At 57.9% G+C, this 25,713-nt stretch carries 25 protein-coding genes; 12 read left to right on the top strand and 13 right to left on the bottom strand.

Annotated elements, in window-relative coordinates; all coding sequences use genetic code 11:
- Positions 1 to 122 precede the first annotated feature (122 nt).
- Entirely contained in the window at positions 123 to 2,306 is a 2,184-nt protein-coding gene (gene nrdJ, locus H6F59_RS06720) for a ribonucleoside-triphosphate reductase, adenosylcobalamin-dependent (RefSeq protein WP_190696709.1), read from the top strand.
- A 327-nt stretch (positions 2,307 to 2,633) separates the two neighbouring features.
- On the opposite strand, the gene H6F59_RS06715 is transcribed toward nrdJ, so the two are convergent.
- From H6F59_RS06715 to H6F59_RS06695, 5 genes are read right to left on the bottom strand one after another with little or no spacing between them, the layout of a single operon-like run.
- The gene (locus tag H6F59_RS06715) at positions 2,634 to 3,428 is read right to left on the bottom strand and encodes an energy-coupling factor ABC transporter ATP-binding protein (RefSeq protein WP_242021292.1); all 795 of its coding nucleotides are present in this window, start codon (positions 3,426 to 3,428) and stop codon (positions 2,634 to 2,636) included.
- A 14-nt stretch (positions 3,429 to 3,442) separates the two neighbouring features.
- Positions 3,443 to 4,240 (bottom strand): cobalt ECF transporter T component CbiQ, encoded by a 798-nt coding sequence (cbiQ, locus tag H6F59_RS06710; RefSeq protein ID WP_190696707.1) that lies wholly within the window; start codon positions 4,238 to 4,240, stop codon positions 3,443 to 3,445.
- A 6-nt stretch (positions 4,241 to 4,246) separates the two neighbouring features.
- Positions 4,247 to 4,891 carry a cobalt transporter CbiM gene (gene cbiM / locus H6F59_RS06705; RefSeq protein WP_190518318.1) on the bottom strand — a complete coding sequence of 215 codons (645 nt, stop codon included), beginning with the start codon at positions 4,889 to 4,891 and terminating at the stop codon, positions 4,247 to 4,249.
- Positions 4,891 to 5,379 (bottom strand): carboxypeptidase-like regulatory domain-containing protein, encoded by a 489-nt coding sequence (locus H6F59_RS06700; protein ID WP_190518320.1) that lies wholly within the window; start codon positions 5,377 to 5,379, stop codon positions 4,891 to 4,893. The genes cbiM and H6F59_RS06700 overlap by 1 nt, the downstream gene beginning before the upstream one ends.
- Complete coding sequence (locus H6F59_RS06695; protein ID WP_199325620.1) at positions 5,376 to 6,257, bottom strand: DUF4382 domain-containing protein; 882 nt, start codon at positions 6,255 to 6,257, stop codon at positions 5,376 to 5,378. The genes H6F59_RS06700 and H6F59_RS06695 overlap by 4 nt, the downstream gene beginning before the upstream one ends.
- 214 nt (positions 6,258 to 6,471) lie before the next feature.
- Here H6F59_RS06695 and H6F59_RS06690 point away from each other — a divergent pair, with 214 nt between their 5' ends.
- The 3 genes from H6F59_RS06690 to H6F59_RS06680 all read left to right on the top strand — a co-directional run bounded on the left by H6F59_RS06690 (position 6,472) and on the right by H6F59_RS06680 (position 8,256).
- Complete coding sequence (locus tag H6F59_RS06690; RefSeq protein WP_190696705.1) at positions 6,472 to 7,590, top strand: geranylgeranyl reductase family protein; 1,119 nt, start codon at positions 6,472 to 6,474, stop codon at positions 7,588 to 7,590.
- Between the two features lie 71 nt (positions 7,591 to 7,661).
- On the top strand, positions 7,662 to 7,958 hold the full coding sequence (locus H6F59_RS06685) for a BrnT family toxin (RefSeq protein WP_190696703.1): 297 nt from the start codon (positions 7,662 to 7,664) through the stop codon (positions 7,956 to 7,958).
- The gene (locus tag H6F59_RS06680; protein ID WP_190696701.1) at positions 7,948 to 8,256 is read left to right on the top strand and encodes a hypothetical protein; all 309 of its coding nucleotides are present in this window, start codon (positions 7,948 to 7,950) and stop codon (positions 8,254 to 8,256) included. The genes H6F59_RS06685 and H6F59_RS06680 overlap by 11 nt, the downstream gene beginning before the upstream one ends.
- Before the next feature lie 17 nt (positions 8,257 to 8,273).
- Here H6F59_RS06680 and H6F59_RS06675 read toward each other — a convergent pair whose 3' ends face one another.
- A complete protein-coding gene (locus H6F59_RS06675; RefSeq protein ID WP_313887133.1) occupies positions 8,274 to 9,101 on the bottom strand; it encodes a TIGR04283 family arsenosugar biosynthesis glycosyltransferase in 828 nt (275 codons plus the stop codon).
- 115 nt (positions 9,102 to 9,216) lie between these two features.
- Positions 9,217 to 9,906, bottom strand: coding sequence for a glycerophosphodiester phosphodiesterase family protein (locus H6F59_RS06670; protein ID WP_190696698.1), 690 nt, complete (start codon positions 9,904 to 9,906; stop codon positions 9,217 to 9,219).
- A 166-nt stretch (positions 9,907 to 10,072) separates the two neighbouring features.
- Here H6F59_RS06670 and H6F59_RS06665 point away from each other — a divergent pair, with 166 nt between their 5' ends.
- Complete coding sequence (locus H6F59_RS06665) at positions 10,073 to 10,789, top strand: TIGR02466 family protein (protein ID WP_190696695.1); 717 nt, start codon at positions 10,073 to 10,075, stop codon at positions 10,787 to 10,789.
- Between the two features lie 31 nt (positions 10,790 to 10,820).
- The gene (locus tag H6F59_RS06660) at positions 10,821 to 11,276 is read left to right on the top strand and encodes a GNAT family N-acetyltransferase (RefSeq protein WP_190696692.1); all 456 of its coding nucleotides are present in this window, start codon (positions 10,821 to 10,823) and stop codon (positions 11,274 to 11,276) included.
- 29 nt (positions 11,277 to 11,305) lie between these two features.
- On the opposite strand, the gene H6F59_RS06655 is transcribed toward H6F59_RS06660, so the two are convergent.
- From H6F59_RS06655 to H6F59_RS06635, 5 genes are all read right to left on the bottom strand, one after another.
- On the bottom strand, positions 11,306 to 11,647 hold the full coding sequence (locus H6F59_RS06655; protein WP_190696688.1) for a DUF5615 family PIN-like protein: 342 nt from the start codon (positions 11,645 to 11,647) through the stop codon (positions 11,306 to 11,308).
- Between the two features lie 2 nt (positions 11,648 to 11,649).
- Positions 11,650 to 11,976 carry a DUF433 domain-containing protein gene (locus tag H6F59_RS06650; RefSeq protein ID WP_190697252.1) on the bottom strand — a complete coding sequence of 109 codons (327 nt, stop codon included), beginning with the start codon at positions 11,974 to 11,976 and terminating at the stop codon, positions 11,650 to 11,652.
- 74 nt (positions 11,977 to 12,050) lie between these two features.
- Positions 12,051 to 12,833: a nuclease-related domain-containing protein gene (locus H6F59_RS06645; protein WP_190696685.1), complete on the bottom strand. Its 783-nt coding sequence runs from the start codon at positions 12,831 to 12,833 to the stop codon at positions 12,051 to 12,053.
- Positions 12,834 to 12,914: 81 nt separating this feature from the next.
- Positions 12,915 to 14,351 (bottom strand): glycosyltransferase, encoded by a 1,437-nt coding sequence (locus tag H6F59_RS06640; protein ID WP_190696682.1) that lies wholly within the window; start codon positions 14,349 to 14,351, stop codon positions 12,915 to 12,917.
- Positions 14,352 to 14,369: 18 nt separating this feature from the next.
- Positions 14,370 to 15,815 carry an acyltransferase gene (locus H6F59_RS06635; protein WP_190696679.1) on the bottom strand — a complete coding sequence of 482 codons (1,446 nt, stop codon included), beginning with the start codon at positions 15,813 to 15,815 and terminating at the stop codon, positions 14,370 to 14,372.
- Between the two features lie 431 nt (positions 15,816 to 16,246).
- Between H6F59_RS06635 and H6F59_RS06630 the strand changes: the two genes are divergently transcribed.
- The 3 genes from H6F59_RS06630 to H6F59_RS27250 all read left to right on the top strand — a co-directional run bounded on the left by H6F59_RS06630 (position 16,247) and on the right by H6F59_RS27250 (position 19,983).
- Positions 16,247 to 17,611 carry a GH1 family beta-glucosidase gene (locus H6F59_RS06630; protein WP_190696677.1) on the top strand — a complete coding sequence of 455 codons (1,365 nt, stop codon included), beginning with the start codon at positions 16,247 to 16,249 and terminating at the stop codon, positions 17,609 to 17,611.
- A 183-nt stretch (positions 17,612 to 17,794) separates the two neighbouring features.
- The gene (locus H6F59_RS06625) at positions 17,795 to 18,421 is read left to right on the top strand and encodes a type I restriction endonuclease subunit R (RefSeq protein ID WP_190696657.1); all 627 of its coding nucleotides are present in this window, start codon (positions 17,795 to 17,797) and stop codon (positions 18,419 to 18,421) included.
- Positions 18,418 to 19,983 (top strand): endo-1,4-beta-xylanase, encoded by a 1,566-nt coding sequence (locus tag H6F59_RS27250; protein WP_190696654.1) that lies wholly within the window; start codon positions 18,418 to 18,420, stop codon positions 19,981 to 19,983. Before H6F59_RS06625 ends, H6F59_RS27250 begins: the two co-directional genes overlap by 4 nt.
- Here the strand turns inward: H6F59_RS27250 and H6F59_RS06615 are convergent.
- Entirely contained in the window at positions 19,976 to 21,637 is a 1,662-nt protein-coding gene (locus H6F59_RS06615; RefSeq protein ID WP_190696651.1) for an FAD-binding domain-containing protein, read from the bottom strand. The genes H6F59_RS27250 and H6F59_RS06615 overlap by 8 nt on opposite strands.
- 369 nt (positions 21,638 to 22,006) lie before the next feature.
- Here H6F59_RS06615 and H6F59_RS06610 point away from each other — a divergent pair, with 369 nt between their 5' ends.
- From H6F59_RS06610 to ccsB, 3 genes are all read left to right on the top strand, one after another.
- Positions 22,007 to 22,573: a hypothetical protein gene (locus H6F59_RS06610; RefSeq protein ID WP_190696649.1), complete on the top strand. Its 567-nt coding sequence runs from the start codon at positions 22,007 to 22,009 to the stop codon at positions 22,571 to 22,573.
- A gap of 74 nt (positions 22,574 to 22,647) precedes the next feature.
- Positions 22,648 to 24,435, top strand: coding sequence for a DUF3352 domain-containing protein (locus tag H6F59_RS06605; protein WP_190696646.1), 1,788 nt, complete (start codon positions 22,648 to 22,650; stop codon positions 24,433 to 24,435).
- An 86-nt stretch (positions 24,436 to 24,521) separates the two neighbouring features.
- Complete coding sequence (gene ccsB, locus H6F59_RS06600; RefSeq protein ID WP_190696643.1) at positions 24,522 to 25,508, top strand: c-type cytochrome biogenesis protein CcsB; 987 nt, start codon at positions 24,522 to 24,524, stop codon at positions 25,506 to 25,508.
- The last annotated feature ends 205 nt before the right edge of the window (positions 25,509 to 25,713 follow it).

Here is a 25,713-nt window from a genome sequence, read left to right as displayed (position 1 = left end):
ATCGACCATTGGGGCGCTTTACTCGGCTCAGACGAGAATCTACCGATACATGTGGGTTTTTACCTCTGGGTATGAGCGATGCGCCGGTCTACGTACTCTCTCGCTAGCAAAAGGCTGATCCCATGGTTCAAGAACTTCCCCGTACCCGGTCACAGGGGCCTTTCCCTGAGGCAGCTCCGGCGGCGTTTCCTGTGTTCTATCGTACCTACAGCCGTCGGGGCGAGGTGGTAGAGGGGCAGCGCGAAACCTGGGATCAGGTGTGCGATCGCACCCTGGCCGGTCTAGTCGAACTCGGCAACCTCACCGATGAAGAGACGGCACTACTCAACCGCATGCAGCGCCAGGTCAAAGCCCTGCCCTCGGGCCGCTGGCTGTGGGTAGGCGGCACCGACTGGAGCAAGCAGCCCGAAAACTTTTCTGGGGCCTATAACTGCACCAGCACCGATGTGGTTGACTGGCGCGCCTTCGGCCTGATGATGGATCTGGCCATGATGGGCTGCGGCACTGGAGCAATCCTCGAACCCAAGTACATCAATCAAATTCCCGTCATTCGCAACCGCCTGATTGTCACCATGGCGGGCGATATTGGTGAAACCCCCGTGGCCGATCGCCGCGAAGTCACTGAGATCACCATCGAGGGTAACCAAGTCACCATTCGCGTCGGCGACAGCCGCCAGGGTTGGGTCAAGTCTTATGAAACCCTGTTGGAGCTGTCTACCGACGATCGCTTCACGGGGGATGTTAGCGTCACCATCGACCTACGCGACGTGCGCCCCGCTGGCGAAAAACTCAAGGGCTTTGGCGGCGTGGCCAACCCCGTCCGTTTATCGCTGCTCTACGACCGCTGCGCCAGCATTCTCAACAAGGCGCTGCGCCGCCAGCTCAACTCGGTCGAGTGCTGCCTGCTAATCGACGAAGCCGCCGCTTGCGTGGTGGCGGGCAACATCCGCCGCAGCGCGGGCATGCGCCAGTTTGACAGCAACGACGAACTGGCCGCTAGCGCCAAAGACAACCTTTGGCAGCAAGACGCCGAGGGCAACTGGCGCATCGACCCCGAGCGCGACGTGCTGCGCATGGCTAACCACACCCGCGTCTTCCACACCAAGCCCAGCCTGCAAGACTGCGTCGATTCGGTTCGCAAGCAGTTTTACTCTGGCGAAGGCGCAATCCAGTGGGCCGGGGAAGCCAAGCGCCGGGCCGGAGCTGACGATCGCTACGGTCTTAACCCCTGCGGCGAGATCCTGGGGGCCAACTTCCACTGCAACCTGGCGGAAGTACACCTCAACCAGCTCGACCCAAAGAACCTAAAGGATCAGGAAGACGCCTTCACCGCCGCCGCCCTTTCCGTCGCGGTGCTTCTGAATCACCAGTTTCAGGAACCTCGCTACCAGAAGTCGCGCCTAGAGGATCCAATCGTCGGCGTCTCCTTCACTGGGCTGTTTGACTTTTTCGTGATCGCCTTTGGAGTCGAGTGGCTGCGCTGGTGGGAGGCGGGTCGCCCCAACACCATGCAGGGGCTGGACTTCAAGGCCAAAGAGCAAGAGTACCTGACCCGCTGGAAGGATACTGTGCATCGGGTGGTGGGGGAATATTGCGATCGCCACGGCCTGGTGCGCCCCAACCGCTGCACTACCGTACAGCCCGCAGGCACTAAGTCGCTGCTCACGGGCGCTAGCCCCGGCTGGCACCCCCCTAAGGCCCAGCGCTTCATTCGCCGCATCACCTTCCGCAAGAATGATCCCGTGGCGATGGCCTGCATCGACTACGGCTACTCCATCGTGCCCTCCCAGTCCGACAAGGACGAGAACGGTGGTTTGCTCAACGATCCCTTTGATCCCCGCTGCACCGAGTGGCTGGTGGAAATTCCGGTTGAGGTGCCTTGGGCGAATGTGCCAGGGGCGGACGAAATCGCTATCGAGAAATTCTCGGCGGCGGCTCAGTTTGACTTCTACATGCAGGTGCAGAAGCACTACACCACCCACAACACCTCGGCCACCATCGAGTTTCGCGAACCCGAGCTGGAGGATCTGGCCGAGCGCATCTACCAAACCATCCAAAACGACGAAGGCTACATTTCCGCTGCTCTGCTGGCCCGGTTCGACGACCTGCAAACCTTCCCTCGCCTACCCTTTGAGCCCATCGACAAAGTCACTTTTGAGGCTCTCAAGCAGCAGGTAGAGGCGCGGCGCGGCACCGAAAACTTCCACGCTGCCCTGTCGCGCTACGACGCGGGCGAGGTAATTGAAGCTGGCCCCGCTGGCTGCGACTCCGATAAGTGCATGATGCCGGAGAAAAAGCCCGACTAGATCGAGCCTGTTAGCCAGTTGAGACGAGAGAGAGAGAGATAGCGAAAGGGGTTCCTGCACAAGTCAGGAACCCCTTTTTTCTTAGTTCGGGCAGCAGTGAAAGAAGCCTGGAGCGCCGCCCTCGCCTTGGACACCAATCGTCCACGTCGCTAGCGCGGCAGCCCCAACGACAAAAATCTATTCTTAAGGCAAATCCTGCTTATCTATGCACGATTCTCCAGAGGTGCATTGCGGTCCATCAAAGCGATCAGGGCGTTGCTGGATAGGGGTATGGCCGCGAATGCACCCTACGGTTCTCAAGAATGCTGATTCAAAACTCCCTACTCGCTACCCCCCGTGGTGGGGATCAATGTGGGGAATCAGCGAATGGGGCTTCTCCAGGCCGTGGGCTTCCATTAGCGCCCGATCGCCCATGATTTTGCGAGGGCAGCCGTCGGCGATGATGCGGCCTTCGTCGATCAGAATGACGCGATCGCACACCTCCAGCACAAATTCTAGATCGTGGGAGGAGATCAGCACGGTCTCGGTGGAGTTTTGCAAGAAGCGAATCAGGCGGCGGCGGGTGCGCAGATCAAGGCTGGCGGTGGGTTCGTCATAGAGAATGATCTGGGGGGTCATGGCCAGAAGACCGGCGATCGCCACCATCTGTTTTTCGCCGCCCGACAGGTGGTGGGGCAGGCGATCGAGCAAGTGGGTGATGCCCGCCATATCGGCAGCCTGGGCAACCCGCGCCTCTACCTCTGCCGAGTCGAGGCCCATGTTTTGGGGGCCAAAGGCGATGTCGTCGCGCACCGAGGCAGAAAACAGTTGGTCGTCTGGGTCTTGAAACAACAGGCCGACTTCGGGGCGAAACTGGCCGGGCTTGAGCGGTTCACCAAACAGGTAAATTTCCCCAGCAGCAGGGGTGAACACGCCGCACAGCAGCATAAATAGAGTGGTCTTGCCGCAGCCGTTGTGGCCAATAATGCCGACGCGATCGCCCTGGCCAATGGTCAGCGAAATATTCCCCAGCACCTCGGGCTGGTCGGGGTAGCCAAAGCTGAGATCGCGGGCCGCGATCGCCTCTCGCTGAGGCTTTTGAGCCATGGCTAAGGGGTCAAACCCAGTCGAGATTGAATTCATCATTGGCGTATCCCTCACAGGCGCAAAAGTCCTTCAGCGATTACTAGGCTGACCGCTGCTGTCAGCACCGCCGCCGCCAGCCCCCAGCTTAGGGTGCTGGGCTGCGCCGCAGCGCTCTGCCCCACCGCTATCTTGCCTCCGTAGCCGTAGCCCCGCAGGCGCATAGCCCGGTAGACCCGGTCTGACTGCTCATAGCTGCGAATCAGCAGATTGCCGGCCAGCATGGCTAGCTGCTGCATCATCTGACCGTTTATTCGCAGCCAGCGCTGCCGCCGCTGGCCAAAGCCCCGCAGCCGCATGGCCTGCTGCATGGTGGCTAGCATGGCGGCAATTTCAAACAGATAGCGGTACGAGAGCAGCGTCATATCCGCCAAGATGGTGGGCAAACCGAGCGATCGCATCGCGTGTAGCAGCGTCAAAAACGGCGTCGTCCCCAGCAAAATAAACCCCAGGGTCAAAATCGACAAAAACCGCCCCACAATTAGCAGCGTCGCCTGCAACCCCTCTTGGCGCAGAGTCAGCCAGCCCCACTGACCCAGCACCGTATCGCCCACCGTCAGCGGCAGCACCACCACCAGCGACAGAATAAACAGCCCCGGATAGCTCAGCCGCTGCCGCAAAAACGACACCGGCAGCCCCGAGAGCCCGTAGAGCGCAGCTGCCAACCCCAGCATCCAGGGCACCAGGGTCAGCTGACGCACCATGGCAAAGGCAAACATCAGCGCCACCAGGCTAACCAGTTTCAGCCGGGGCGACCAGCGGTGGATCACCGACTCACGGTGTACATAGGTATCGAGACTAGCAGCTCCCATGGTGGCCTAACCCTCCAGCAGCTCGGGCTTTACCCGACGCAAAAACAGCACCAGCATGGTCGTAAATATGCCTTCGATCACGGCCAGGGGCACGTGGCCCACCGACAGCGTCAGCACCGCCGCCCGCTCCGCCCCCGCATTGAGCTCAGCGGGAATGTTGAAAATAATCAGCGCCAGAAAGATCAGGGCCGCGATCCCCAGGCCCAGGGCACCGCCCAAAAAAGAAAACACCCCCGTGCGGGTCGGCTCTTTGAGCATCTTGCCCACCGTGTTACGGCCCTGAAAAATGTGGTATGCCAGCAATGCCGGAATGCCCATCATCGCCGCATTCACCCCCAGGGTGGTGATGCCCCCGTGGCCAATCACCAGCGCTTGAAAAAATAGGCCAATCAGAATAGCCGGAAAAGCAAAATAGCCCAGCACCACTCCCAGTAGCCCGTTCAAAATCAGGTGGACGCTAGCGGGCGGCACCGGAATATAAATAGAAGAGGCTACAAAAAACGCCGCCGTCAACAGCGACGCCTTTGGAATTTCGGCAGCGGGGTCGGGCTTCCGGTTAATCTGCCGCAGGGAATACCAGGTTGCTACTCCAGTCATGGCGTACCCAGCCGCGCAGACCTGGGCTGGTAAGATTCCGTCGGGAATGTGCACTAGCGCTTGCCTCTGGCAAAAAATAGAGCGGTGCCGATAAAGCCCCAGATTACAGAGCCAATAGTAATACCCTGCTGCACTGGAGATAGGCCAGTACTACGAGAGATTAAAGAATTGGGCTCGTCTGCCGCCTCTGTCCCAGGGTCAGAAGTGGAGTTCTCAGGAGAGGAATTCCCCACCGGAATGGTGGTCACCACCCCGTGCCCCGCCTGGCGCACCATGACTTCCCAGCTGCCGGGCTGGGCTGCGTCTGGTGTAAAGCTGAACTTTCCTTGGTCGTCGGTGGTGCCCTGTTGCCAGGGTTCGGCGGGCTGATCGGGAGCATAGACCAGCACCTGGGCGTTGGCCATCGGCTCTCCAGTCTCAAATTGAGCGTTGATCTCAACGCTGCTGATCTGGCGATGCTCCACCGTGACGCCATGGGCGATCGCCGGCAACGCCCAGCCAGCCAATCCTACAGTTAGTGCCAACGTCAGGTTTAGTTTCATAGGGTAGCCAGCTTAGTTTCTGCACAGTGGCCTTCGCCCACGTGGCCCAGGCTGGGCAAGATCGAGAGGAATGTGGTGTAATCGGCCTCTGATAGCTCTGCTTGGAGAGCAGAGCTATCGACATCGACCACACCGTTTTCGGCCAGGGCCGCCAGGGGCTCAAAGCCTAGGGCACCGGTATTGATGCCGTCGTCAGCGGGGGCACTGCCGTCGCCAAACAGGTGGTCAAAGTGGAAGGTAGCTTCTAGGTCAGCTTCTTCTCCAGCGGTGAGAATGCCCTTGCGATTGTCGCCCACGAAATCGCCGCAGGTAAAGGCCAGCTCTTCATTCACCTTGACGGTAAACGGAATCTCTTCGCCCTCTTTGGTAGCTGTGCCCTGCATCCAGATCGAGTAGCCCTCTGAAGGGCCGCTCTCGGCAGGCACCATGCGCCAAGCCAAGGCATTAAAGCGCCCCGCCGGAGCCTCTACTTCACCCACGGCCACGGGCTCAGCCGCTTCATCGCCCTCGGCCAGATCAACCACTTGGGTACCGTCGACCTTGACTTCGGCTTTGGCCTCCAAGGTATCGTTCACCTCAGGGTCAAAGGGAGGATCGGTCTGGGCAGCAGTGATATCGGCCAAAGACACGTAGAGGTTGTCAAACTCGATTTCCCAGCCGTCTTTAGTAGTGAATCCCTGGCGCACAAAATCTTCGCCATTGGCGCGAATCACCAACGTGCCGGTTTCGCCCTCGGCGCTGGCGGTTTCGGTAGGTTCGGTGGGTTCGGCCTCAGGGGCCGTGGCGGTGGGGGTTCCGCCACCGCAGCTAGCCAGCACGCCTAAGGCCAAACAGCCCAACGCACTAACCTTGAGAGCTTTAAAGAAATTGCGTTGCATAGTACCTAAAAAGTAAATGGCTCAGCGCTAGGGGGCAGTCGTCGAAAGTTAGGCTTTATCTCACTACGTCTCAACCTGTTTACTTAACCCCGAGCTTCCTAAACGCGCAATGCCCAGGGGGGGCACCTATTTTTAAGGCTGGTTTTCCCAAACCGCTAAAACGGTAGGATGAGGGCAAGCCCCCTTGTGCCCCATCTACCGTTTTAGGAACCCGATGTACGACGTTATTGTTGTAGGGGCCGGCCCTGCCGGAGCATCTACTGCCTACTACCTGGCCAAGCAGGGGCACTCGGTGCTGATCGTAGAAAAGGATTCGCTACCCCGCTACAAACCCTGTAGCGGTGCAGTGTCACCCAGCGTGGCGGAGTTCTTTGATTTCGACTTTACCCCAGCGATCGATCGCCCCATGCGCCGGGTGCGCTACACCTACAAGCTGGGCGACCCCATTGAAGCCGAACTCGCCACCGCCGACCCAATCTGGATGGTGAAGCGCGAGGTGTTTGACCACTTTTTAGTGCAGCAGGCGCAAAAGCTGGGGGCACAGCTAAAGGATGGTACGGCTGTTACTAGCATTGAGAATAAGGGCGACTACTGGCAAGTAACCACTACGGCTGGCATGCTGGAAGCGGCTTACCTCGTAGCCGCTGACGGGGCCACCGGCCCCATGGCCAAATGGCTAGGCTTTCCTGATTTGGCCCTGCGCACCGCCAGCGTGTTAGAAGTGCTTGCCCCTCTGGGGGATGACTGCGCCATCAACTTTGAGTTTGGCCTCGTTAAGCAGGGCTGCGCCTGGAACTTTCCCAAAGCACACGGTTACTCAATTGGGGCGGCGACCTTCTTAGGCCAAGCCCCGGCAGACTACAGAAAGGCCTTGGAAAAATACAGCCAGTCTTTTGGGATAAGCCTCGATCAGGGTACGGTCTACAGCCACCCGCTGAAGCTGTGGGATGGCAACCATCCTTTGCACACCCATCGAGCGGTGCTAGTGGGCGAAGCCGCTGCCATTGTCGATCCGCTCAGTGCCGAAGGCATTCGCCCCGGCATGATTAGCGGCGTGCGGGCCGCCGAAGCGATTCATGCGGCCTTGGGCGGCGATCCCCAAGCCCTAGCCAACTACACCGCCACCATGCACGCTACCTGGGGCGAAGATATGCCCTGGGCCAAGCGCATTGCTGGGTTATTCTTTCGAGTGCCGGGGATTGGTTACCGAGTGGGCATTAAGCGACCCACAGCCACCCAACGTTTGGGTCAAATTTTGGCTGGCGAGGTGCGCTACGCCGATATTGCCGGCCGGGTGATGAAGCGACTAAGCGGCGGGTTGTTATCGGGGTAGATGGGTGGGTAGAGCTTGCTTAACTGAGACGTATTGACGTTGTCATTACGACCTAGCTACGATTTCAAGGTATGGACGTTTACTTCGTACTCAATGGAGTCTCCTTTGTCTGGAATGATGAAAAGGCTCAGCTCAACCCTCAAAAGCACGACGGTGTAACGTTTCAGCAGGCTGCGCAAGTATTCTTTGACCCCTTGCTGGTGGTGGTTGATGCCAGCCGTAACGATGAAGCACGTGATGCCGTCATCGGTTTAGATACGCGTTGGAACCTTCTATACGTTGTCTACATTGAGCGAGAAAGCGACACCATTCGGATTATTTCGGCCCGAAGGGCAACCCGCCAGGAGCGTGAATACTATGAAAGCTGATGCTTTGAAGAAACGGCTAGACAGAAATCGGCCTATGACAACAATCACCATTCGCATGCCTGAAGACGTGATTGAAGACCTTAAGCGGATTGCCCCTCTACTCGGCTTCTCTGGGTATCAACCTTTAGCTCGGGCCTATATTGGTCAAGGGTTGCGAGTCGATTTAGAGCGACTTGAAGAGGATCATGTATCTGAGCTAATTGCAAGCTTGAGACGGCATGGTGTCAGTGATGACGTGCTGCAAGCAGCTCTGCAAGAAGTGATTAAACCTGTGGCCAATGAGCTGAGCGATTCCTAAGACTTAACTTGTGTCGCTCAGTGCTTAGGCTTCCCCAAGCTGCGGTACCAGCGGGCGAGTTGGTGGGGATCAACGCCGAGTAGGTAGCCAGCAATCATTGCCTGATTCGCCAGGGTAGTACGGAGAATGCCGAGGGTGCGCCAGCGACGATCGCTCGTCACCACGGCAGCAGGCGCGATCGCCACCTTCCCCACTTTGCGCAGCCGCCGCATCAGCTCAAAGTCTTCCATCATCGGCAGGTTGGGGAAGCCATCCATATTGTGAAAGACCTCGGCTTTGAGAAAGATCGCCTGGTCGCCGTAGGGCATTTGCAGAAGGCGCGATCGCAAATTCACCCCCCATTCCACCCAGCGCAGACCTCGGCTAGGGCCGTCGATGGCGAGGCGAAAGGCTCCGGCAAACACTCCAGGCTGGGCCAGGGTTTGGCAAATGGTGCGATCGAACCCTGCGGGCAGACGGGTGTCGGCGTGGAGAAACAGCAGCAGGGGGCCGGTAGCGGCGGCAGCCCCACAGTTGAGCTGGTGCGATCGCCCCGGAACCGACCTGACCACCTTGGCCCCCAGTGCCTCGGCCACTTCGGCAGTACCATCTACACTGCCGCCATCCACCACAATCACCTCCACCGGGTTGGCCGGTTGGATCGTGTTTAGCACCGCTGGCAACTGTCTCGCCTCATTCAAAGCTGGGATCACGACAGAGATTGCGGGCTGCAATAGGGTTTCATCGGTGCTTGAGACCACGGAGCCAGGATAACGCTCCGCCAGGCTCAACGCTTGGGTTAAGGGACAGACGGCTTGACGAGACATGAGTAACCCTAGCGCCAGGTGCATCTGAACCTTGGCCACAGCCCATAAACCTTTGATCGAGAGGGGCATACCGCAATACCAGGAGCGTTTCGATAATTTACTCAGCCTGCCCCTAGCGGGAATAAGGGGCAAGTTGATGTCTGTCGAGGCCGGGCTAAAACTGGTCAAAAATGTAGTTGTCGGCGTACTGAATGGCGCGATCGCATTCGTCCTGGCTGCGCACCGTCCAGGCCAGCAGAGGCAGATTAAAGTAGCGGCGGGCCAGGGTGGTGGGTAGGGTTGGCAGTGCCTTAACGTTATAAGAAATAAAATGCGGCGAACTGGCCCAGGTGAGCAGCAGATTGCTGCGCAAAAACTGCTGCGGTTTGCTGGCCAGCTGCCCTCGGATAATGTCGGGAGCATGGCGCTTAAACCACTGGAGCGATCGCGGGTTAAACGACTGCACCGCAAACTCTCCCCGGTAGCCCGCCAGAGTTTTTACCAAGGCCTGCTCAGGGCGGCCAACCTTTTTCTCATTCTTAATCTCAATTAGCAGGGGCACTCGACCATTGACACAGGCCAGCATTTCGGCCAGCGAGGGGATGGTCTGCTCGGTGTCATAGAGGCGAAACTGCTTGAGGCTCTGGAGATTGTGGTGGGCGATACGGCCCTTGTGACCCGTCAGTCGCTTCAGGTCGCGATCGTGAAACACAACTAGATTACCATCGGCCAGTAGCTGCACATCGAGTTCGATGGGGTGGTGGGCCGCGATCGCCGCCTCAAAGGCTGCCAGCGAATTCTCGGGCACCGCTGTCCCCTGGTGCAGGCCCCGGTGGGCAATGGGTCGGGTCGTAATCCACTCCATCGCTGGCCTCTCCTAGGCTGATAAGCTGAGCAATGTCTTAAACTGGTCGGTCGAGCTATATCAGACTAAACACTACAATCCAGCAGAGACCCGCGCCAACCCCGTTTGCCCTCGCTGAAGGCTTCCCTTTTCACTCCCTCATCTCCCTAACCCCCCCATCTCACCAATGCCCGTCGATACCTGGTTTCCCCTTGCCGTCTACTACAACGACCTGCCCGATGCAGCCCAGCACAAAGCGGCTCTCTCCGAGGCCATTCTTGACCTAGAAGCCAACGGCAGCGAACCCCGCAACTTTCCCGAAATGGCCTGGACGGGCGATCTGCACGGCGTCGAAAAAGTGCACACCGATCCCCGCTTTGCCTGGGTAGTCGCCCAGGTCGAAACCCATGTGGTGAACTACCTAACCGAGCTTGGCCTCGACCTCAGCCAGATCGATCTCTACATTCAGCGGGCCTGGCCCGTGGTGTCGCGCCCCCAGCAGGAGGTCGGTGCCCACTGCCACAACACCGCCCACGTCAGCGCTGTGTATTACGTCGCCGTGCCCGAGTCGGGCACCGATGCGGCGGGCTGTCTCACCTTTTTAGACGATGCCCGCCCCAACGAGGTCAGCCCCGGCTTGGGCAGCGAAAACACCGACATCATTTCTACCTGGAACTACCTCAACCAAGACCAGGCTCTCTACTTACCCACTGAAGGACGGCTGATTGTCTTCCCCGCCAAACAGCGCCATGGGGTAACGCCCAACCATACCGACGAGCTGCGCCTGTCGCTCTCGTTTGACATTGTGCTCACCGCCGCGCCGGGGCAGGCGGCAGGGGCTTACGAATTTCTCATGCCGCCCCCGGTTCAGTGGCAACGGTTTGGTCAGATTTCCCAACGGTAAAATTTCCCAACACGTTAGGGAGGTGAGCCAAATGCACATCCGCGAAGACGATCTGACCGGACCTCAGATTATCGCCCTGCTGCGCGAGCATCTGGAAAACATGCACGAGATTACGCCCTCCGGCAGCGTTCACGCACTGGATTTGGAGCAGCTGAGAGCACCAAACATCACCTTCTGGACGGCCTGGGATGGCAATGACCTCCTGGGCTGCGGCGCGCTGAAGGAACTCGACTCCACCAGCGGCGAAGTTAAGTCGATGCGTACCCCTGCTGCCCATCGCCGCAAGGGCATCGCCTCTAGCATTTTGGAACACATTATTGATGTTGCTCGGCAGCGGGGCTACACCCACCTGTATCTAGAAACGGGCTCTTTCCCTGCTTTTGCCCCGGCCCGCACCCTGTACGAGCGTTACGGCTTTGAGTACCGAGGCCCCTTTGGCGACTACACCGCCGACCCCAACAGCTCCTTTATGGAGAAAAGCCTTTAGCCACAGCGTCAGAATGTCGTAGCCACAATTCAGGAATTGGGACGATTTACGCGAATCAATTGTCCTGCCAAAGTTCCTGCTTCAAGAATCGCTTGGTGTACTCGGTTAGCAAGCCCCTGGCGATCGATGTCTTCTGTACAAACGATAATGCCAGCGTGACCAGAATTTTGGTTGTGCAGCCGAATGAAGTCACCTCGGTTAACGGTTAGCACAGCTCGATTTTGACTGATAGCGAAAGCTAACACTGTTTCATCGGGGATGCGTTTATTCCCTTGTCCTGCCTCTTGAACGGTCAGCACGTCATGCCCTAGGTCTTTGAGCAGTCGGCTGACTTGGCGAGGATAACCCTCATCGGCGTAGAGTCGAGCCATGCTCAGGCTGCCGCTTGCCGTTGAAGGGCAGCTTCAATTTCGGATTGGTGGGTGCTGGCGTAAAGCCAAGCATTGGTGAGGTCTGCGGCAGTGAGGTCGGGATAGTCTTCTAGAAGAAAGGCTTCCGTTGCGCCCTGCTGACGAAGGCTAACTAGCAGCCAGATTGGAATGCGGGTTTGGCGAATGCAGGCATCACCGCCCATAACGCCAGGGGTTTTCTCAATGCCAACCCAGGTACCGCTGAGGCTAGAGACCAGCAGTTGAATGACTTGCGCTTTTTCTTGGGGTGAAAGCGCTAGCAGTTCGGTTTGAAGTTGGTCGAGGGTCATCATCGTTGGCTCTACACCATCAAATTGTAAAAGATGCTAGTTGAGAGCCGCTGGAGTTTGAACTAACTCCAGCTTTAAGAGGTACGAATGTAGCGAGATAGATGGTAAGCCGCGAGCTTGACATCTTCTGGGGTAACCCGCTGCGGTTCGTTGTCGATAAAACTGGGCAGAGCTTTGGGGTTCAGCACCCAGAGGTCAGAGGGCCCTTTTGTCTTAGACGACTCCACAAACCATCCTGGGAAAACCACCACTGGCTTAACAGCAAAAGATCTGCCGGTACTTTCCTTCAGTACTTCTGCGACCCAGTAAGCCTGTGCCTTGGCTTGCTCAACCGCATTGCGCTCCATCATCTGGCCGTTAACTTGAATGGTTTCGCCATCGAAGTGAATAGTGGATTTTCCAGACGATGGTTTGCTGTAGGTTTTAGTTTCGATGGTGAAAATGCCGCGATCGCAAATCACCACGTGATCGACGTTGAACCCCTTTCCCACAATGTCGTGGAAGACTCGATAGCCTTTTTCTCTCAAATCTGACAGGTATTGTCCAACCGCCTTCTCTCCATCTCGCGCCATCCTCAGGCGCCTGAGCTGTAGTCTCAATCGGTAGAGCCGAAAGCAGGCACAGCTCGAAATTGGGATGGTGACTATGAGGGCTCCTAAAGGCTGCGGCGGGGTGTTGCTCACTGCACGCCACCACTCGTATGCGGTAAAGATGATGGGCAGCAAAAACAGGCTCAGCCACGTGTTGAGGTCTTCATCCCACAAACGCTGTAGCTCTTCATCAAGGGATTGCCCTGGGTTCCGCAAAGGTTTGTCTTTTAGGGGGGATACCCGTTGCCTACGGGCGTTTAGCTTCATAGTTGATAAACTTCCTGGGGCGAGCTGCTAGGCACGCTGAGAGTATGCCCCAGATACATGGCGCGAAACCAACCGAAACCCTTACCCCTGCTTAAGGCGATACCGCTTCTGCGATCGCGTATCGCGAGGGGTCACAACCCAGGTATTTTCTCCATTGAGGTAGTCGTAGATAGCGACGATCGCGATCGAGTTTTTGAGGGTGACGTAGAAAGGCAAAAACAGCACATGCTTAATGTAGTAAGTCAGCGGATAACGCCTAGACGCAACCTTTGCCGTTGCTAGAATTTGGTAAACCCCGCTGAAAAGCGACAGGCCACCGGCAACCCAAAAATAAACTTGCATCTGGCCCGACACCGCACCGGGCACCAGCAAAAAGGCCAGCAGCACCGGCAAGAGCTGTAGCGAAATTAGGGCGAAAGATTCGCAGTAGTAGAGCAGATACGTCCAGTAGAATTTTTGCCAGTTGTTGAAGTGAGGCGATCGCCACAACCGGCGCTGATAGAGCAGCGACACTTCTAGCCAGCCGTGGGCCCAGCGTTTGCGCTGAAACCAAAGTGTTTTGAGCGAGGCGGGCGCTAGCTCACTGGTTACGATACTGCGATCGTGCAAAATTTTGTAGCCGTTAAGCAGCGTTCTCAAAGAGGCGTCAATATCTTCAGTCAATCGGTTGGGGTTGAAGCGAATTTGTTTGAGCACCGAGGTTCGCCAGTAGCCGTTCGAGCCACCAAAGATGCTGGTGTCAGTCAGAAACGACTTCGCCGCGTGACTAATGCCGTACATCTGCTCAAACTCGATCGCCACGTTTTGAGCCAGAAAGTTTTCGTCATGGTTGCGAATGACGTTGCGGCCTTGAATAACATCGTACCCCTGAGCAATCCAGTGCCACGCCCGCCTAAAACAGTCGGCACTGGGATGGTGATCGGCATCGAGAACACAGGTGACTTCTCCCGTCGCAATGTCGAGGGCGGCATTCATATTTTCGGCCTTAGATCGGCTGCCTTCGACCCGCAAAATGATCAGCTCATCATGCTGCCTGGCCAGCTGATGTAGCTCAGCCTCAATGGGCAAATCCACAGGCGTGTTGTAGGCCAAAATAATTTCTAACCCGTCCGCCGGTCGCTCGATGTGAGTGAGCAAATGGTGCAGAGTCTCAACGATAATGTTCTGCTCGTTGGGCAAGTAGGCGGCCACTAAAAATGAGCAGCGGGGCACCGGATCGAGGGGAGAGGGGTACTCAGCCCCTCGCACTCCCATCCAGGCTTTGACCTGGTTTCGGGTCTGCTCTGACGGAGGGCTAAGCCGATGGCGATGGGTTGCAAACCGGCGAAATAACGCATTGCTCGACTCGACGATGATAATCACCGCATTGAACAAAAAAAGCGTCAATACCACAGCCCGTGGCCCCATCAAACCCCAGCCGCTAAGCAGCAAATATCCATAAAAAACGGTGGGCAGGCCAATCAGCAGCACGTGGGTAAAGATGACCTTTTGAATTTCGCTAGACCACGTTTTGGTCACTACAGTGCAACTCCTGGCTTAAACAACAGTTTTAATTGGCGCGTAGGGGCTGTGCACCCTCGACGTAGCTTCAACCAGGCTTAAATGGTTGGCGTTGACCCAGATTGTGCGGCGACCCTCTGAAATTTGGCAAAGATAGGATTCGCCTTCGTCGAGCAGAGTTTCAATCTTCTGCACAATCCAGTCTCGGCTGCCCTTGTAGCTGACGCGATCGCCCACCACCGGACACCAGCTAGCACCTTCAGCCGTTGGGTCTTGCATCAGCAAATAGTCAATGTCGCGCCATAGCTGTACAGCGCTGCGCTGGATAAAGGGGCACGCCGCATCGGCAATCATGGCCAACGCTAGGGTGCCAACGACCATTAGCGGTAGAGCAACCCAGTAGCGCCAAACGCTATCTTGCACCCACAGATTGATCGTGCGATCGATTACAAAGCCGTGAATTAAGAAGTAGCTATAGCTATGGACACCCAGCCGCCCCATAGCCGCTGATAGCGCCGGCACATTGCTCAGCGATCGCAGTACCACCGCCGCAATCATGACAAAACCGATGGGTAACAGCAGATCGCAGACCACCCAGCCCATTCGATAAAACTGCGCTATAAAACCCGCAGCGTAGACCACTAGCCCAATCCAAAGCAGCCGCTGAGGCCGCCAAAACAAGGGGCCACGGTGCTGGCAATAGGCCTCTGCCATAGCCATGCCGACGACAAATGTGCTCAGCTTGGCCACAAATGAGACAAAGGGCAACCAGTTGTTGGGCGTGTCGAGCATAGAGTAGGTCAGATGCCCGCCAAAGTGGTAGACCGCTGCGTAGCGATAGAGCAACGTGACCACTAAACTCACCAGCAGCAAATTGCGGGTTCCCCAGCGGTTTAGAAGTTGCCAGAGGATAGGAGAAATTAGCGTGAAACTAATAATTAGGGGAATAAACCACCAGGGGCCGCTAGTCGCCAACAAACGTTCGCCGTCAAAGCCAAATAGCAACGGAAATGTAGCCCCAGCAAAGGTATCCCATGGCGACGGTCGATAGCTGTTGTTGGCAATACCAATCAGCCAAAGAATGGGATAGGCCAGCCAGGCTACGGTCCAAAATGGCCAGAGAATTCGCAGCAGGCGACTTTGAATAAACTCGCCTGCACCGACAGCCTGGGCTTTGCTGCGCAGCGACAAAACCAGCACAAAGCCAGCAATTAAAATAAAAATATCGACCGCCTGAAAGCCAAACCAAACCGGTAAAGCGATCGCAGAAGCCAGCACATTTTGGCCGAGATGAGCGTTGGCCTCAGCAATGGTGGCCCAGTTGCTTCGCAGCCCAGTGGGCTGGGGAGTGTAAGCGTACTTCGTAAACAGCAGCTGGGCATGATAGAGCAGAATGCCAACGGCTGCTAATAGCCGAATACCTTCTAGCCAATTAAGCCGTTGTTTTGAAGGCTGATAATGCTTAGAATTGAATTGAGACATAAACCGACGGCTTCAGTAAGTTTGGCCTCGAAGCGCTCTGAACCCTCATCTATACAAGGGTTACTAGAGTGGGTTAAACCAGTAAACACCGCTATGCCCACAGGCACGACCCATGGGAAAGCTGTCGCTCGGGCATAGCCATCAATTGAGAAAAACCTACCGATCGCGCAAGCAGCAGCGAGCGTAACATATCGATCAGAATACATGCAATAAAACTTGATGAAAATCAGCCCTAGGTAGTATTTACTTAGGCGAGAGAGACTGGCTTTGAGAATTTTTGAGGAGACGTTTTTTGCAGGATTTTAGTTCCCCAATTCTGCTTTAAAGAAAATTCTGTGTCCTTGTTCACAGGGAACAAGCTATTACCCAAGCTCTTTAAAGCGTTCTTCAATTGAGTAATGCGGCGTACAAAACAGTATTAGGACAAAGCGATGGTATACACATTTCCGCCAGGGTTTCAGTGGGGGGTAGCGACTGCGTCATACCAGATTGAAGGTGCTGCCGAGGCCCGAGGCCCCAGCGTGTGGGATGTCTTTAGCCAAACTCCAGGGCGGGTGCTCTATGGCGACACCGGGGCGATCGCCTGCGACCATTTCCACCGCTTCCGCGACGACATCGCCCTGATGGCTGACTTGGGTGTGCGCCACTACCGCTTCAGCATCTCCTGGCCCCGCGTTATGCCCCAGGGGCGCGGCGCGGTGAATGATGCCGGTTTAGCTTTCTATAGCGAGCTGGTCGATACCCTGCTGGAGTTTGGCATTACTCCCCACGCCACCCTGTTTCACTGGGATAGTCCTCAAGCCCTCGAAGACGAGTACGGCTCGTGGCGCAGTCGCCAGATGGCGCAAGACTTTGCCGACTACGTCACGGTGGTGGTGAAGAAGCTGGGCGATCGCATCACCCACTGGATGACCCTGAACGAAATCTTTTGCTTTACCCACATCGGCTACGGCGTCGGCCACGTTCCCGAAATGGCCCCCGGCACCGTAGTCAAAACTAGCAAAGAAGTCTGGCAAACCTCCCACCACGCCCTGCTGGCCCACGGCCTGGGCTGCCAGGCCATTCGTGCCGCCTCGCCTCAGCCCTGCCAAGTAGCGCTAGTCGATAACTACCTCGCCACCGTCCCCCTCACCGATACCCCAGCGGATATCGCCGCTGCCCAGGCGGCCTTTCCCCTGACGGGCACCAACGGCGGCATTCTCTACCCGGCCCTAACCGGGGAATACAATCCCCAACTGCTGGCAGACTTGGGCAAGAATGCCCCCGACATTCTGCCCGGCGACCTAGCCACCATTCACCAACCGCTGGATTCTCTCGGGTTCAATGTCTACACGGGAGTCTATATGAGAGCGGCTGACAATGCCAGGGGCTTTGAAAGCCTGCCCTTTCCCCAGAGCTACCCGCGCATGCACATGCCCTGGCTGCATATCTTGCCCGACAGCCTCTACTGGGGCGTGCGCCACATCAGCGATACCCTTCAGCGCCCCGAGCTACGCGTTTTCATCAGCGAGAATGGCTGCGCTGCCCAGGATGAACTCACGCCCGCCGGAGAAGTACTGGATCTCGATCGCATTCAGTATTTGCAACAGTACCTGCGATCGGCCCACCGCGCCGTGCAAGAGGGCTATCCACTGATGGGCTATTTCCTCTGGACCTTTATGGATAACTTTGAGTGGGCCTATGGACGCGATCGCCGCTTTGGCGTCACTTATGTGGACTTTGCCACTCAGCAGCGCATTCCCAAAGCCAGCTACCACTGGTACGCCCGCTGCATTGAAGAAAATCGCGTGGTGTAGTCAGTTGCAGATAAAAGTTTGAATCTGATCGGCTTTACCTGCAACGAGGCCAAACCTAGATGATAAAAACCATGCCTCGGAACAAGCTGATACTGCTATTTCACAACCCCGTCATGACAGCTGCTGAGCCGCGCCGGTAGCGGTTAGGCCAGTAAAATAGAGGCACACTAGCGGGTGAAAGCGATGTCGGTTGCCATCACAGAGGCGATTACAACCCTGGCAGAGGCCGAGCAGCGGTTTCAGCTGACCCGCACAGAAGATGAAACATTCTTTTGGGAATGGAGCTCTGACCTGCCCAGCCTCAGTGACACCGAAAAAGCGGGACTGGCTGACCTGCGGCAGCGCTATCTATATCAGCGATCGCAAGGACACCTGCTCGAAAGCACGGTTTTATTGCTATTTGCCTCTCCCCTGCTTACCCTAGCTGGGTTCTATGACCCACCCTTTAGGGTGAAAGCAGAAGAATCGGTTCAGCTTACCCTGCAAGATCCAGAGGAAATTTTGCAAGGGCGGCTCGAAGTATTGGTCTTAAAAGACCAGCTTTGGGTGGTGGTGTTTGAATCAAAAAAAACAGCTATTTCGGTCTGGTCTGCTCTACCCCAGACCCTGGCCTACTTAATGGCGACCCCTAATCATGAGCAACCTAGGTTCGCCCTCATGACCAACGGGGATGACTCAGTTTTTGTGAAGCTAGAGGCAAACCAGGGTCGACGATACAACCTATCAAGGGTTTTTGCGGCATTGACCTCCAACCAAGAACTCGACGGAGTTCTGCAAATCTTGAAATATCTCGGTCAGGTGCTTCAGTGAGACGTCGCCACTTTATTCGCTACACCACCAGCACGCTTGCCACTTCATACTGGCTCGGCCAAGCAGAAGAGAAACTTCTCGCCAGTCCACCGCCGCTCACCCTGCATGCCTACCTGCCCAACAGTGATCCGCTACCCAAGTTTGAACTCAGCCGCCTCTACTTTCTGGGTCTAGACGACGAACCCATTCCCCACCCCGATCGCACCGTAGAGGACGGCATTCTCACCACCCAGCCGCCAGCGGGTCGCTTCGCGATCGCCCTTCAGCTCCCCGTCGAGGGCTTTGGCGACGTCACTCTCTACGCTGACAACCAGGGGCGCGGCTTTACACCAACGGATTTTCCGCTGGTGCTGAATGGGGCATTTGCGCGCGATCGCCTTTACCGAGTTAGCCAAGCGTGCGATCGCTGGCAGCGCCAGGGCTACGGTATTCCTCAGAGCGTGCGCGATCGCCTCCACCGCGCTCAGGCCTACCTCACCCAGGCTAGCCAAGCCCCCGACCTACAAACCCAGATTCCGCTGTGGAACAACGCCCTGGTGGAAGGGCTATGGGCTGGAGAAGAAGCCACCCTCAGCCGCGCCCGCCAGCGCATTGCCCGCACCCCACCGCGCCAAAATTTCAAACTCGGCTGCAATGCTTTTGCCCACCCTGGCTTGGGAGCGGAGTACGATCGCCACTTCGAGGCCCTTTTCACCACCGCCACCGTACCGTTTTACTGGAAACCGATGGAACCCGAGCGTGGTCAGCCCGACTACGCCGAAGCCGATACCCAGGTGGCCTGGCTTCAAAGCGTTGGCATTCCGGCGAAGGGGCATCCCCTGGTGTGGTTCTTCGACGGCATTGTGCCCGACTGGGTAAGCTCGCTGCCCTATGAGGAGATCAAAGCCACCCTGCGGCAGCGAGTTTTAGCAATTACGCAGCGCTACGGCGATCGCATTCCTGCCTACGATGTCATCAACGAAGCCCACGGTGCCCCTTGGGCCAACGCCCTCGGCTACGACCAAGCGCAATTTCTCGACCTCACCCGCATGGCCTGCGAGGCCGCCAAAGAGGGCAATCCCAAAGTGAAGCGGGTGGTCAATAGCTGCTGCCCGTGGGCTCGCAATGTGGCGATCTACGGCCCGCCCCAGCGTAGCCCCTATCAGTACCTCAAAGCCTGTTTGGCCACTGCTATCGATTTTGAGGTTATTGGCCTACAGCTCTACTATCCCGACCAGGATATGTTCGAAATCGATCGCCTGCTCGATCGCTTCGTCGGCCTGGGCAAGCCCATCCATATCACCGAAATGGGCTGTTCTTCCAACACTGGCACCGATGAAAATTCCATCATGGGCGAAGCTTTGGGCCTGTGGCACGCCCCCTGGAGCGAGCAGGTTCAGGCCGACTGGGTCGAGCAAATCTACACTCTGGGCTACAGCAGGCCCGAGATTGAAGTGGTCTCCTGGTGGGATTTGTCAGACCAAGCCGTTTTCTGGCCCTTTGGCGGGCTGCTAAACCGCGAAAACCAGCCTAAAGCTGCCTACTACCGGCTCCAAGGGCTCAAAAAAGCCTGGGCTATTTGATGTCCCCCAGCAACGTGAGCTGGCGAATATTGGGATCTGTAGCTGGGACCTGCGGCTTTCGTCGCCGCGACTTCGGCGGCAGCACATTGACACGGGCTACAAACCAGGTGCGCAGAGCCGCCGCTTGCGCTACATCCAGATCAGCTAACGGCAGCGCGGCGGGGAAGAGATCGGCGATCGCATCCTCAGCCCAAGCCACTTCACCCCCATAGACCTCCGTACCAAAGGGCGTTAAATCCTTGGGCATCTGCGCCAGGTGAGGCAGCAGATTTCTAGCGTTGAGAAACTTACCCCGCTGGGCTTCGAGCAGTTTGACCCGACGCTGGCGAGCCGCTTTATAGTTCAAAATTGGGGCTGGGTAGCCCGAGAGAGTCGGCGGACTGCCGAGCTGCCCTGGGGGTACATCCGCCAGCTCTGGCAGCCAGCGCTTGATAAACTCGCCCTCGGGGTCGCAGCGATCGACCGCCGTTTGGCCAGGGTTATAGATGCGCGTCCAGGTTTTATCGACGCAGTGGGTCACCCCCGACTGCATCGCCCACTGGTAATGGTCGATGGGGCAGTCACCATCTATTAAGTGGCGCATAAAATGCAGCGCTCCGTAGCGCCAGTCGATGCCGCACAGGTTGCTGAGAAAGCTTGCATAGATGGCGCGGGTGCGAAAGTTCAGCGCCAGATAGCCTCCGGTCGCCTGCAAACAGCGAGCCGCGGCATCCACAATCGGGAAGCCGGTGTGGCCGGTCTGCCAGGCTTGGTAGAGATCGGGGTCAAAGGCCCAGCCATCGTCGTCAAAGGTTCGGTAGAGCGATCGCAGCTCTAGCTGCGGCAGATACCGAAACCGCTGGGTAAACCCGTTGCCCCACCGCAGACGCGAAATCAGCTGCTGGTGGCTGCGGCGCACTCGGTTGTCGCCGAAATCGGGAGTGTTGCGAATGGTCTGCACACACTCCCGCACCGAGATCACGCCAAATTTAATGTGGGGGCTGAGGCCCGTGGTGGCCTCGGCGCTAGGGTACGACAGCTGCCAATAGTAGCGATCGGCCTTGTCGGCCAAAAAGCCTTGCAGCAGGGCGCGGGCAGCGGCGGTGCTGGCGGGGGGAATGGGCTTTTCGTCAGCCCAGTGGCCCAAGGCGTCTAGGGCCGGTAACGGATCGCTCGGGATCTCTGGCGGTACGGAAACCTGTTGGGGTGTAGGCACCAGGGGTTGGCCCATTTCCCGATACCACAGCTCACGGTACTGGGGGTAGGGGATGAGATCGGCGGCGCTGGCGACGGGCTCAAACCAGCGGATTTTCATCCCCCGCCGGTCTAGGGCCTGGTTGAGGCGAGCATCGCGCACCCGGCCATAAATGCGTTCGACGTCGGTGTAGGCATAGATGCCATCGGCGTCAGTTTCTTTAATTAGATCGGGCAATACCTGAACTGGGTCGCCCGATCGCACAATCAGACGCCCGCCCAAGGCTTTCAGGTCTGCATCCAGAGCGTGCAGGGCGGCCAGCAAAAACGCCACCCGCGCCGCACCGGTTTCAGGGTGGTGCAGCAGGGCGCGATCGAACACAAACACCGGCACCACCAGCCCTCGCCCAGCCGCCCGCAGCAGCGGTTCATGGTCAGAGATGCGCAGGTCGCGGCGAAACCAGACAAGGGTTCTGTTCATGGCGTTCCATACTCAGCCACGGCGATCCCCAGGGAAGCGATAGCAAGAAAAGTCAACTCTCAAACCGTAACAAAAAACAACTGGCCCATCTATTTGCCAAATAGTATTCTTGTACTATACTTGATTTTAGCAATTCCCTACTCGCTTGCGCTGCTCACGGCTGCTCCCTTTGGGAGCGATATCCCCGGCGGCTAATCTCGTTCTAGCCTCAATGGCACCCCATTGCTGGCATAGAGCTGTGCTCAAGCATCCCCAGTGCTGGTGTTTCGCATTGAGCGAAGCCGGGATGGCTAGAGTCTTTACTTTGGCCACTCGGCAAAGTTGGGCACCCCCTTAGATTTCAAACGGTAGACAGCAAAGGTCAACGCCATGGTTCAACGTTCTTCTTACCCTGTGTCGGCCCACTATCAGCCTCCCCAGCCCCAACCCCAGCCGATGCATCCTCACCCGGTGAATCCCCAATCGATGCCGCCGCGATCGGTGCGACCTCAGCCTGGCCCCTATGCCCATGCTCCCCACCCTCGGCGGACTGCTCCTGGAGCCTTTCCAGACCAACCTCAGCCCCGCCAGGTGCTCATGGCTGGAGGCATGGCGGGGGGTTCAATGCTCGCTTTGGCCGCCCTGCTGATTTCGCCCAACCCCGATCAGGCCAAGGTGCAAGAGGCCGAGGCCTTTACCTGCATTCGGCAAGAACAGCCCAAGGCGCTAGTCTCGCGCGACCAAATCAAAAAACTTCTAGAAACCGAGCTGCAAGCGCCTAAGGCCACGGTGCAAGAGTTTCTTCAAGTGCCCTACTGCGTGCTGTCGCCGGGCAAAACTGAGTCGGGGCTACCTGCTGAGCGCGAGGCCTATCCTCTAGAGTTTGACCCGCAAACCTGGCTGGTGGTGCTCTATGAGGGCGATCGCTATGCCGGATACGACTTTCGCTTTCGCTAGGGCGCGCCGCAATCCGTGGTTCGTTGGCGAAGTTCTTTGCTAGAGTGGCAGGGCAAATTGGCCAGGCTACTATCGTGTTGCATTCTAAGCTGCTGCAGAAAAAGCCTCCGCTGCTGTTGCCCCTGGGCGCAGCTCTACTCTTTATTGGCGGCGGTGCGCTGACTTTTTGGGCCACCTCTCGGCACGGGCAATTAGCCAAAACGCTGCCCGCTGGGGCCAGTGCCATTCCGGCTGATGCGCTGGCGGTGGTGGCCCTGAGCAGCGATGAGGCTCAGTGGCGACGACTGCGGCAGTTTGGTACCGAGGCCACCCAGGCCCAGTTTGACCAGCAGCTAGTGCAGTGGCGCGATCGCCTGCTGGCCGAGCAAGACCTCGATTTTGCCCGCGACATTCAGCCCTGGGTTGGCCCCGAGATTAGCCTGGCGGTGCTACCCGTCGAGACCAGCCCCAGCGACTTGCCCCCGTCACTGCCCGCCCCTGAACTGGCCCTGGCCTCAAACCTGCTGGTGGTGATCCCCATTGCTGATGCTAACCGCGCCCAAAACGACCTGGGCGAGCGGCTGGGAAAAGCTGAATCGGTAGAAGATGCCCCCTACCGCGGCGTTACTCTACAGCAGCTCAATAGTGAGGCAGAGACTCCCCTCTACGCCGCCGTGCTTGACGCCGAGACGGCGGTGCTCAGTCCTCAGTTGCCCCTGCTAAAGCGGGCGATCGACACCTACCGGGGGGGCGAATCGCTGGTCACTCGCCCTGGGGTGGGCAAAGCCTTCGAGCAACTTACCGAAACCCGGCCTCTAGCCCGCTTTTATGTGGATGTGCCGGCCCTGTCGCAAACCATAGCTGCGGCCGCTGACCCACCCATTGCCCCCGAGCGGCTGCGGGCGTTTCAGACACCACGGGGGCTGGTGGGGGCGATTGCGCTGCAAAGCCGCGGCGTTGGTCTCCAGGGCATTAGCTGGCTAGAGCCCGGCCCCCAGGCCTTGGCCACCGGCAACAAGGCTGACCAGATGCCCCAGCGACTGCCCACAGGTACTCTGGTAGCGGTGTCAGGGGGCGATTTTCAACAATTCTGGGAAGACTTTGAGGCTGGCGAGCAGCTCTCAGCCCTGCTGCCAGTACGAGCCAGCGATTTATCCCTAGGGCTGCAAACCGCTACTGGCCTAAGTCTGCAAGAAAACCTGCTGCCCTGGATGGCTGGAGAATTTGCCCTGGGGGTGCTCAACCCACCCCCACCAGCCGGCGATGGCAGTGCACCACCGCTGCCGAATCCAGCGCTGGTGCTGATGGTCAAAACCAACGATCGCGAAGCCGCCACTGCCACCTTTGAACAGCTCGACGCCGTGATGGAGAGCCGCTACCGCTTTGCGATCGAGACTACGGAGCTGGGCGGCGTGCCCGTCACCCGCTGGACCTCGCCTTTCGACTCGTTGGTGATGGCTCACGGCTGGCTCGACGGCGACATTACTTTCTTTACCGTGGGTCAGGGCATTGCCGAGCAGGTGGCCCCAATCCCCAACCGCAGCCTGGGCGAAAATGACCTCTTTCAGACCACTACCGGCAACGCACCGCGCCCCAACAACGGCCACTTTTTTATCAATTTAGAGACCCTCACCGGGGTGGAAAACAACCTGCTGCTGCCGCCCCTGCCCCAGGACGGGCTGCTGAGTTCTGAAGCCATTGAGGCGATTGGTGTAACGGCGACGGTGCTCAGCGATCGCCAGGTGCGCTACGACATTACGGCGGCGCTCAAGCGAGGCGATCGCCCCGGTCCCCTACCTAGCGGAGCCGAGCCCCAAGCCACTCCTACGCCAGAAGGCTCCCCCGAGGCGGCTCCCGATACTGCCCCATCCACTCCTCAGTAACTCCCATCGTTGCCTCGGCAATTCAACCCGCAAAAGTCGGCCCAAAAAATCGGTACGATAGGAAAGACTCCTCATGGCTACCGAACATGGATCTGATTGCGTTCCAGGGCTGGCTCGACAATGCATCCTTTGCGGTGCTGTTTGCGGCAATGCTGCTCTACTGGTGCGGCGTGGCGTTTCCCAAGGCCACCGTTCTGCCATCGTTGGGCACCGCCGCCATGGCCGTAGGCAACCTCACCATCGCCGCCCTGCTCGGTGCCCGATGGATTGAGGGGGGCTACTTCCCCATGAGCAACCTCTACGAATCGCTGTTTGCCTTGGCCTGGGGCATCACCGCCATGCACCTGGTGGCCGAGCGCATGAGCCGCAGCTCGCTGGTGGGGGCCGTCACCGCGCCCATTGCTATGGCGATCGCCGCCTTTGCCACTTTGACCCTGCCCGACACCATGCAGGGCTCAGAGCCTTTGGTGCCCGCTCTCAAGTCGAACTGGCTAATGATGCACGTCAGCGTCATGCTGCTGAGCTACGCGGCGCTGCTGGTAGGAGCATTGCTAGCGATCGCATTTCTCCTCGTCACCCGTGGCCAGGCGGTAGAACTCAAAGGCAGTTCCGTCGGCACCGGCGGCTTTCGCAACGTCAAGCTGCGCCGAGCTGAGGATGACGCCGCCGAGGCCGCCGCGGTGATGACCATGTCCACCGGGGGCGCGGCGGTGCTCGAAAAACCCGCTACCGTCACTCTCTCACCCCAGCGGCTGACCTTGGCCGACACCCTCGACAACATCAGCTACCGCATGATTGGTCTGGGCTTTCCGCTGCTCACCATCGGCATCATTGCTGGGGCAGTGTGGGCTAATGAAGCCTGGGGCTCCTACTGGAGCTGGGACCCTAAAGAGACCTGGGCGCTGATTACCTGGCTGGTGTTTGCCGCCTATCTCCACGCCCGCATCACTAAGGGCTGGCAGGGGCGTCGCCCGGCCATCCTTGCCGCCACCGGGTTTGTGGTGGTGTGGGTGTGCTACCTGGGGGTCAATATTCTGGGCAAGGGGCTACACAGCTACGGCTGGTTTTTCTAACGTCGCCGCTCCTAAGCCGAATTTACCGCTGCAATTTTTTAATCGCATCGTGCACACTGTGCCAACGGTTTCAAGCATTGCTGGAGCCCTATTTTCCGCGTTTTGGATCCAAATTTGCGAGGAAAGTGGGGTTCACGTTTGACAGGGTTCTGGACTAGGCTGTGCAACTGAGGTTGTCAGAATGCTAAAACAACCCAGGGGTAAA

The organism is Nodosilinea sp. FACHB-141 (genome assembly GCF_014696135.1).
Taxonomy (GTDB): domain Bacteria; phylum Cyanobacteriota; class Cyanobacteriia; order Phormidesmidales; family Phormidesmidaceae; genus Nodosilinea.
The sequence above is the reverse complement of the archived record's forward strand: the minus strand, read 5'-3'. Positions and strand labels throughout refer to the sequence as shown.